This is a genomic window from Actinophytocola sp., assembly GCF_050699935.1.
Classification (GTDB): domain Bacteria; phylum Actinomycetota; class Actinomycetes; order Mycobacteriales; family Pseudonocardiaceae; genus Actinophytocola.
Genome location: NZ_JBOHGB010000220.1, coordinates 1 through 8,604 on the forward strand (window position 1 = coordinate 1; position 8,604 = coordinate 8,604).

Below are 8,604 nucleotides of genomic sequence, written 5' to 3' on the forward strand. Positions count from 1 at the left end.
GCGCTCGCCCGGGCCGAGGCGCTGCCGGGCGAGGCCGGGCCGTACGAGCTGCAGGCGGCGATCGCGGCCTGCCACGCGCGGGCGCGCACGCCCAAGGAGACGGACTGGGCACGGATCGCGGCGCTCTACGCCCGGCTGGTGCAGCTGGTGCCCTCGCCGGTGATCGAGCTGAACCGGGCGGTGGCCCTGTCGATGGCGTTCGGCCCGGACGTCGGCCTGCGGATCGTGGACGAGCTCGGCGACGAGCCGTCGCTGAAGAACTACCACCTGCTGCCCAGCGTGCGCGGTGACCTGCTCGCCAAGCTGGACCGGCACGACGAGGCACGCGACGAGTTCAAGCGCGCGGCGGGCCTCACCCGCAACGAGCGGGAGCGGGCGCTGCTGCTGGCCCGGGCGCGGGAGAGCGCGGCCGCCGCGCGCTGAGCCCGTGCGCCGTCGGCGCCGGATCTGATCTAGCCTTTCGCCAACACGTGGTGGCGGGAGGGGTGATGACCAGCGGGTCCCCGGGCATGAAGGACGTCGCCGCGCGGGCCGGCGTGTCCGTGGGCACCGTGTCCAACGTGCTGAACCGGCCGCATCTGGTCAGCGAGGCCACGCGGACCCGTGTGCAGGCGGCGATCACCGAGCTCGGGTTCGTGCGCAACGAGACCGCCCGGCAGCTGCGTGCGGGTCGCAGCCGCACCATCGCCTACGTCGTGATGGACGCCGCCAACCCGTTCTTCAACGATGTCGCCCGAGGGGTCGAGGACACCGCCCGGGCCGCGGGCATGGCGGTCTACCTCTGCAACAGCAACCAGGACGCGGCCCGTGAGCGCGAGTACCTCGAGCGGCTGCGTGAGCAGCGGGTGCAGGGCGTGCTGATCACCCCGATCGACCCGGCCGGCGAGCGGCTCGCGGCGATGCCCGGCGGCGGCACGCCGGTCGTGCTCGTCGACTGCGAGGCGCCGGACCCGACGTGGTGCTCGGTCGCCGTCGACGACGAGCTCGGCGGTGAGCTGGCGCTGACCCACCTGCTGGAGTCCGGCCACGAGCGGATCGCGTTCGTCGGCGGGCCGATGTCGGTGCCGCAGGTGCGCGACCGGCACCGGGGCTCGCTGCGGGCACTGGCGGCGGCCGGACGTCCCGAGTCCGCGCTGGTGCGGCTGGAGACCGAGGCTTTACAGGTGACCGAGGGCCGCCGGGCGGGGGAGCGGCTCGCCGGCCTGCCCGCGGCGGACCGGCCGACCGCCGCGTTCTGCGCGAACGACCTCCTCGCGCTCGGCCTGCTCCAGGCGATGACCCGGCTGGGCCGGTCCGTGCCGGAGGAGCTGGCGGTGGTCGGCTATGACGACATCGAGTTCGCCGAGGCGGCCGCCGTGCCGCTGACGTCGGTCCGCCAGCCGCGCGAGCTGCTCGGCCGCACGGCCGCGCGGCTGCTGCTCGAGGAGGCGAGCGGGGACCCCGGGCACACGCACCAGCAGATCCGCTTCCGCCCGGAACTGGTCGTCCGCGCCTCCACGCGGGTTCCTCGCCGACCTTGACACCGACCCTTGACACCGCTCGTGCGTCGCCAGCATGCTGACCGCGATGGTTGAAACGTTCAATTCGGCCGCCGGTGAGGTCGAGGCACTGGTACGACGGAGCAACCGGCTCGGCGCTGACCCGCGCAACACGAACTACGCGGGCGGCAACACCTCCGCGAAGGCCACCGGCACCGACCCGGTCACCGGGCGCGACGTGAACCTGTTGTACGTCAAGGGATCCGGCGGGGATCTCGGCACGCTCAGCGCCGAGGGGCTGGCCGTGCTGCGGCTGGACCGGCTGCGTGCGCTCGTCGACGTCTACCCCGGTGCCGAGCGCGAGGACGAGATGGTCGCCGCCTTCGACCACTGCCTGCACGGCAAGGGCGGCGCCGCCCCGTCCATCGACACGGCCATGCACGCGCTCGTCGACACCGCGCACGTCGACCACCTGCACCCCGACGCGGGCATCGCGCTCGCCACGGCCGCCGACGGGCCCGCGCTCACCGAGCGGTGCTTCGGCGACCGCGTGGTGTGGGTGCCGTGGCGTCGCCCGGGTTTCCAGCTGGGCCTGGACATCGCGGCCGTGCACCGCGAGCACCCGCGGGCGATCGGCGTGATCCTCGGCGGGCACGGCATCACGGCCTGGGGCGCCACGAGCGACGAGTGCGAGGCCAACTCCCGCGAGATCATCGAGACGGCGCAACGGTTTCTCGACGAGCACGGCCGGCCGGACCCGTTCGGGCCCGTCACGATCGAGACGCTGGAGCCCGGGGCGCGGCGCCTGCTCGCCGCCCGCCTCGCGCCCGCGATCCGCGGCCTCGCGTCCACCGACCGCCGGCAGGTCGGCCACTACACCGACAGCGCGGCCGTGCTCGACTTCCTGTCGCGCGAGAGGCTCGCCGAGCTGGCCGCGAAGGGCACGAGCTGCCCGGACCACTTCCTGCGTACCAAGGTCCGCCCGCTCGTTGTCGACCTGCCGCCCACCGCGCCGTTCGAGGACCTGCTGGCCCGGCTCGTCGAACTGCACGAGCGGTACCGCGCGGACTACCGCGCCTACTACGAGCGGCACGCCGACGCCGGCGCGCCGCCGATGCGTGGCGCCGACCCGGCCATCGTGCTGGTGCCCGGTGTCGGGATGTTCAGCTTCGGCAAGGACAGCCAGACCGCGCGGGTGGCCGGCGAGTTCTACGTCAACGCGATCAACGTGATGCGTGGCGCGGAGTCGGTCTCGCGCTACGAGCCGATCGGCGAGCGGGAGAAGTTCCGAATCGAGTACTGGGCGCTGGAGGAGGCGAAGCTGGCGCGGATGCCGCCGCCCGGGCCGCTGTCCGCCCGCGTCGCACTCGTCACCGGCGGCGGTTCGGGCATCGGCCGGGCGACCGCGCGGCGGCTCGCCGCCGAGGGTGCGTGCGTGGCCGTGGCCGACCGCGACACCGAGGCGGCGGAGAATGTCGCCGCGGAGCTCGGCGGGCTCGCGGTGACCGTCGACGTCGCCGACGCCACCGCGGTGGCGTCGGCGTTGCGCCGGACCGCGCTCGCGTACGGCGGCGTCGACCTGGTGGTCAACAACGCCGGGCTGTCGATCTCCAAGCCGCTGCTGGAGACCACGGAGGAGGACTGGGACCGCCAGCACGACGTGCTGGCGAAGGGCTCGTTCCTGGTGTCGCGGGAGGCCGCGCGCATGATGATCGAGCAGGGCATGGGCGGCGACCTCGTCTACGTCGCCAGCAAGAACGCCGTGTTCGCCGGCCCGAACAACCTCGCGTACGGGGCGGCGAAGGCCGACCAGGCGCACCAGGTCCGGCTGCTCGCCGCGGAGCTGGGCGAGCACGGCATCCGGGTCAACGGCGTCAACCCGGACGGCGTGGTGCGCGGCTCGGGCATCTTCGCCGGCGGCTGGGGTGCGCAGCGGGCGGCCGTGTACGGCGTCGCGGCGGAGGACCTCGGCGCGTACTACGCGAAGCGCACGCTGCTCAAGCGGGAGGTGCTGCCCGAGCACGTCGCGGCCGCGGTGTTCGCACTGACCGCGGGGGACCTGTCGCTGACGACCGGCCTGCACGTGCCGGTGGACGCCGGCGTGGCGGCGGCGTTCCTGCGATGAGTGAGCCGAGCTTGCGGAGCGAACCATCAGCGCGGGGTGATCGTGGGTGGGGTGTCTGGGTTTGTGAGGGGGTGTTTGTTCGCGGAGTTTGCGGAGCGAGCCGTTCGATACGGGGCGACTGCGAGCGGCGTGACCGAGTCTGTGAGGGGGTGTTTGTTCGCGGAGTTTGCGGAGCGAACCGTTCGATACGGGGCGACCGCGAGCGGCGCGACCGAGCCTGTGAGGGGGTGTTTGTTCGCGGAGCTTGCGGAGCGAGCCGTTCGATACGGGGCGACCGCGAGCGGCGCGACCGAGCCTGCGAGGGGGCGTCGTGAAGCGGGTGGCCGCGGCGGACCTGGGCGCGGCGAGTGGGCGGGTGATCGCCGGCCGGGTGGGTCCGGGCGAACTGTCCATCGAGGAGTGTCACCGGTTCGCCAACCGGCCTGTGCGCGTGGGCGGCACGTTGCACTGGGACATCCTCGACCTCTACCGGGGCGTGCTCGACGGGGTGCGCCGCGCGGGCGAGCTGGACGGGGTCGGCATCGACGCGTGGGGGGTGGACTACGGGCTGCTCGACGCCGACGGCGCGCTGCTCGGCAACCCGGTGCACTACCGCGACGGGCGCACCGCGGACGCCTCGGCCGACCGGTTCGGCCCGGACCTGTACGCCGTCACGGGCATCCAGTTCCTGCCGTTCAACACGATCCACCAGCTCGCGGCCGAGCGGCGCCTGGAGCGGGCGCACCGGCTGCTCATGATCCCGGACCTGCTGGCGTACTGGCTGACCGGTTCGGTCGGCGCCGAGCTGACCATCGCGTCGACCACGCAGCTGCTGGACGTCCGTGCCCGGACCTGGGCGCCGTCGCTGGCCGCCCGGGTCGGCCTGGCGCCGGACCTGCTGCCGCCGCTGCGCGATCCGGGCACGGTCCTCGGCACGGCGGCGGACCTCGACGGCACCCCGGTGATCGCCGTGGGCTCGCACGACACCGCGTCGGCGGTCGTGGGCGTGCCGGCCGAGGGGGAGCGGTTCGCGTACATCTCGTGCGGCACGTGGTCGCTCGTCGGGGTGGAGCTGACCGAGCCGGTGCTGACCGAGGAGAGCCGGCGGGCGAACTTCACGAACGAGCTGGGCGTGGACGGCACGGTCCGGTACCTGCGCAACGTGATGGGCCTGTGGCTGCTGGAGGAGTGCCTGCGGGCGTGGCCGGACGCCGACCGCGGCACGCTGCTCGCCGAGGCGGCAGGCTTGCCGGCCCGGTCGGTGATCGACCCCGACGACCCGGTGTTCCTGCCACCGGGCGACATGCCGGCACGCGTCGCCGATGCCTGCCGGCGCACCGGCCAGCCCGTCCCGGCGACCCGCGCGGAGACTGTCCGGTGCATTGTGGACAGTCTGGCGCAGGCCCACCGCCGGGCTGTCTCGGCGGCCGTCCAGCTGTCCGGCCACGACGTCGACGTGATCCACGTCGTGGGCGGCGGCGCCCGGAACACGTTGCTGTGCCAGCTGACCGCGGACGCGTGCGGCCTACCGGTCATCGCCGGACCGGTCGAGGCCACGGCGCTGGGCAACGTACTGGTGCAGGCCCGAACCCTGGGCGCACTCGACGGTGACCTGGCCGCGCTGCGCGCCCTGGTCCGAGCCACCCAGCCGACAACCCGCTACGAACCCGCCGATCAGCGGCGCCACCCCGTCGGTCTGGCCGAAATGTAGGGTCGGCCGCATGCGGCTGGGCATCGCCCATCATTTCGGTTGGGCAGTGGCGGTCACGGCATCGGCCGACCACGAGGTCGCGGACCGCCGGCGGATCGAGCTGGTCGAACCCGGCATGCCGGCGGCACCGATCCACCACGACGGCAAGCCTCTCGACGACGACGCCGCGGCGGCGCTGGTAGCGAAGGTGCGCGCGTCGGCGGTCCGGGCGGCGTCAGCGGCGCTGGACCAACTCGCCGCCGCGTTGCCCGAGCCGATCGTGTCGATGCGGTCCTGGCCGCTCGACTTCCCCGACGACATCGCCGTCCAACGTCGCGTGCCCTACGAGTCCCGCGCGGACTCCGTCAGGTACCGCCAGGTGCTGGCCGAGCTCGCGCACGCACGCGGCTGGGCGGTCCACCTCTATGACGCCAGGGATGTGGAGGGCCAGGCCATCGGCGTCCTCGGCGAACGAGCTGACGAGGTGCTCCACGGCCCGCGGGCCTCGCTCGGGCCGCCCTGGACGAAGGACCACCGAATAGCACTCGCGGCGACGATCATCGCCGCGAGTGGTCGCACCGAACCGTCGGTGCGTGTCGTTTGACCCGGCATTGGTGGCGCATATCGCTACCGTGCATACGTGGCAAGAACGCCGGCATTCCCTGTGGAGGCTGCCATGACCACACCACCACCCGACTACGGCAATGCCAGCCGGCAGCACGGTGGGTATTCGCCGTCCCAGCAGCCACCACCGCAGCCTCCGGGGCAGGCTGCGATCACCATAAACAGCATTCAAGGATTCGGCGGCGGCACCCTGTACGGTGTCAATGACCCGGATGGGCCAACGATTCTGGTCAACAGCCATCCAGTACCCGCCCAGTGGGGAACGAGTGTCATTCCCGTGCCGCCTGGGCGCCACCACGTGCGCGTGTTCGTTCCCTACCGGTTCCCGAAGGAGTATGGCCCAGCGGAGATCACCGTCGACGTCGCGCCGAACCAGAACGTCGCGTTGGAGTACCGAGCACCGAAGTGGACGTTCTCCCGTGGGGCACTCGGGCCGCCACCCCAGCGAGCACGTGGCGTCGGCGCGTCACTACTGGCACTCGCTGTCATCTTCCTCGTCATCGCAATAATCGCCGTGATCGTTGGGGCGCTCGAATAACCGCCGACGCCGCTAACGCGCCCATGACCGATGTGGTGCGACATCCACCGCGAGTTGATCCACCATCTGTCCGAAGTCTGCCTGCTGCGCGACCTCTACCCGCACACGAAACCCGTTACGAACGGAGCAACCCGATGAGCCGCCACATCCAGGTCACCTTCGACGCCCACGACCCGCGGGCGCTGTCGTCCTTCTGGCGCGACGTACTGGGCTACGTCCACCCCAGCCCGCCCGGGGTTGACCTGCCCGAGGACGCCGATCCGCTGGCCGCGTGGGACGACTTTCTCGCGCGGGTCGGCGTACCGGAGGAGCAGCGCAACACGAGATCGGCCATCGAGGACCCGGACGGGCACGGCCCACGGCTGTTCTTCCAGCAGGTGCCGGAGGACAAAGTCGCCAAGAACCGCGTCCACCTCGACGTCCGTGCGGCTCCCGGACTCCAGGGAGAGGAGCGGATGGCGGCGCTGGAGGTCGAGTGCGACCGGCTCGTCGCGCTGGGAGCGACGCGGGTACGTCGCTACGAGCCCACTCCCCCGATGAGCGCCGGCTTCATCGTGATGACCGACCCCGAGGGCAACGAGTTCTGCCTGGACTGACGTTGCTCGCCGGACTACGCCGACACCGCGAGGTCGGCGTCGCCATGTCCATGTGAGACGGTCAGACCATCGTAGGAATGATTTCCGAACTGGCCGTGCGCGTGATCAAACGCGGCCGCAAGTACGGCAACGTCTCCTGCGGCGTCGCGTTCTCCGTCGCCTCACGCAGCGCGCGGCGCTCCCGCTCCACCAGCGCATCCGGCGCCATCGGCCGGTCCTGCTCGGCGTAGGTTCGGCGTAGGTGAGGAAACCGGAGCTTGATCCACCGCGACGTGTCATCCGACGAGCGCGCCGCATGCGCCACCTCGATCCGCCCCCCACCGCGCCCGCTCCAACAAAGGTGATCGACCGGCTCGGCGGAGTGCTCGCGAGGAGTTGGAGGACGGCCCCGGGGCCGCAGCAGGCCGGGGTGGAGAGAAGTGGCGATTTGAAGTCGGGACGGGACAGTCTCATGGTCAGGCGGGTGGCAGGCGCAGGCACGCCTCGCTCAGCGACAGGTCTCGCAGGATCGCGCCGTACTCGTCCCGGCACGACGCCGCCGATGTCGCGTCGCCCAGGGCCCCGTGGGCGCGGGCCAGGCGGGCCAGGAGCCGGGCCTGTTCCAGCGGCGAGCCGAGCTGTCGCCAGATGGCCAGCGACGCGCGGAGGGGCTCGACCGCCTCCGCCGGCGCGCCGCGGGAGAGTGCCAGCTCCCCGCGGGCGCGCAGTGCCTCGGCCGTGCCGTCCTTGTTCCGCAAGGACTCGAACGCGGGCAGCGCCTGGTCGAGCCGGGCCGCGGCGGCGGACCAGCGGCCGCGGCGGATGTCGATGTCCGCCCGGGTCTGTTCCACATAGGTCGCGTGCAGGTCGTCGCCCAGGGATCGGGTTATGCGGGCCGCCTCGTCCAGGGCCGCCTCAGCGTCGTCCAGGCGGCCGTCGTCGATCAGGGTGTACGCGTAGATGATCAGGTTCTGCGCGGTCATCCGCGGGTTGTCGCCGGCCCGCCGGATCTCCAGCGCCCGCTCGACGAGGCGCGGCGCCGGAGTGCCGCGATCGCGGTCCGTCTCCGCGCGATTGACCAGCAGCGACGCGAGCACGGTGCCGTCGGGCTCGGCCGCCAGGGCCTCGTCGAACCGGCCGGCGGCCTCGTCGAGGCGGCCCAGTCGCCGGGACGCGAGCCCGGCGTGCAGCAGTGCCCGGACGAAGCGCGGGCGGTCACCGACCGACCGTGCCAGCTCGAGCGCCTCGGTGGCCACCGAGGCCATCTCCGCGGCCCGGGCCAGCTGCGCGTACACCCCGCACAACGCCTGCAACACCTTGAGCAGCAACGGTTCCGGCCCGTGCACGCGCAGCGACTCGGCCGCCACTCGCAGCTCCTGCTCGCGCTCGTCGTCGTGCGCGCGCAGCGTCAGGAAACCGGACACGCGCAGCGCCAGCTCCCCGGCGAGCGCCGCGTGCCCTTCCGCCGCGGCCTGCTCGATCGCCGTCGACAGGCTCGGTCGCTCGGTCTCCAGCCACTCCCGCGGCCGCTCGCGCGCCGGAGGTGCCGCCGGCACCCGCGCGGCCACCTCGGCGAGGCCCGCGCTGTAGGTCGC

8 protein-coding genes and 1 pseudogene are annotated in these 8,604 nt (G+C 72.7%); 8 read left to right on the top strand and 1 reads right to left on the bottom strand.

What is annotated here, in order from left to right; genetic code table 11:
• The 8 genes and pseudogenes from ACRDTB_RS36040 to ACRDTB_RS36075 all read left to right on the top strand — a co-directional run.
• Window positions 1–423: pseudogene (locus tag ACRDTB_RS36040) on the top strand (RNA polymerase subunit sigma-24); the annotation flags it as partial.
• 65 nt (window positions 424–488) lie between these two features.
• Complete coding sequence (locus ACRDTB_RS36045) at window positions 489–1,520, top strand: LacI family DNA-binding transcriptional regulator (protein WP_431436737.1); 1,032 nt, start codon at window positions 489–491, stop codon at window positions 1,518–1,520.
• Between the two features lie 46 nt (window positions 1,521–1,566).
• Window positions 1,567–3,603, top strand: a complete 2,037-nt coding sequence (locus ACRDTB_RS36050) for a bifunctional aldolase/short-chain dehydrogenase (RefSeq protein WP_431436738.1) — start codon at window positions 1,567–1,569, stop codon at window positions 3,601–3,603.
• Window positions 3,604–3,922: 319 nt separating this feature from the next.
• Window positions 3,923–5,293 carry a rhamnulokinase gene (locus ACRDTB_RS36055; protein WP_431436745.1) on the top strand — a complete coding sequence of 457 codons (1,371 nt, stop codon included), beginning with the start codon at window positions 3,923–3,925 and terminating at the stop codon, window positions 5,291–5,293.
• 10 nt (window positions 5,294–5,303) lie between these two features.
• Window positions 5,304–5,876 (top strand): hypothetical protein, encoded by a 573-nt coding sequence (locus tag ACRDTB_RS36060; protein WP_431436739.1) that lies wholly within the window; start codon window positions 5,304–5,306, stop codon window positions 5,874–5,876.
• A gap of 72 nt (window positions 5,877–5,948) precedes the next feature.
• A complete protein-coding gene (locus ACRDTB_RS36065) occupies window positions 5,949–6,434 on the top strand; it encodes a hypothetical protein (protein ID WP_431436740.1) in 486 nt (161 codons plus the stop codon).
• Between the two features lie 134 nt (window positions 6,435–6,568).
• Window positions 6,569–7,030 carry a VOC family protein gene (locus tag ACRDTB_RS36070; RefSeq protein WP_431436742.1) on the top strand — a complete coding sequence of 154 codons (462 nt, stop codon included), beginning with the start codon at window positions 6,569–6,571 and terminating at the stop codon, window positions 7,028–7,030.
• Window positions 7,031–7,107: 77 nt separating this feature from the next.
• Entirely contained in the window at window positions 7,108–7,260 is a 153-nt protein-coding gene (locus ACRDTB_RS36075; RefSeq protein WP_431436743.1) for a hypothetical protein, read from the top strand.
• A gap of 225 nt (window positions 7,261–7,485) precedes the next feature.
• Here ACRDTB_RS36075 and ACRDTB_RS36080 read toward each other — a convergent pair.
• Window positions 7,486–8,604, bottom strand: a 1,119-nt coding sequence (locus ACRDTB_RS36080) for a tetratricopeptide repeat protein (protein ID WP_431436744.1), incomplete at its 5' end; no start/stop codon positions are given.

What these genes read in the sequence shown, in the direction of transcription:
- ACRDTB_RS36045 (WP_431436737.1), top strand. Translation starts at nt 489, where the DNA reads ATGACCAGCGGGTCCCCGGGCATGAAGGACGTCGCCGCGCGGGCCGGC.
- ACRDTB_RS36050 (WP_431436738.1), top strand. Translation starts at nt 1,567, where the DNA reads ATGGTTGAAACGTTCAATTCGGCCGCCGGTGAGGTCGAGGCACTGGTA.
- ACRDTB_RS36060 (WP_431436739.1), top strand. Translation starts at nt 5,304, where the DNA reads ATGCGGCTGGGCATCGCCCATCATTTCGGTTGGGCAGTGGCGGTCACG.
- ACRDTB_RS36065 (WP_431436740.1), top strand. Translation starts at nt 5,949, where the DNA reads ATGACCACACCACCACCCGACTACGGCAATGCCAGCCGGCAGCACGGT.
- ACRDTB_RS36070 (WP_431436742.1), top strand. Translation starts at nt 6,569, where the DNA reads ATGAGCCGCCACATCCAGGTCACCTTCGACGCCCACGACCCGCGGGCG.
- ACRDTB_RS36075 (WP_431436743.1), top strand. Translation starts at nt 7,108, where the DNA reads ATGATTTCCGAACTGGCCGTGCGCGTGATCAAACGCGGCCGCAAGTAC.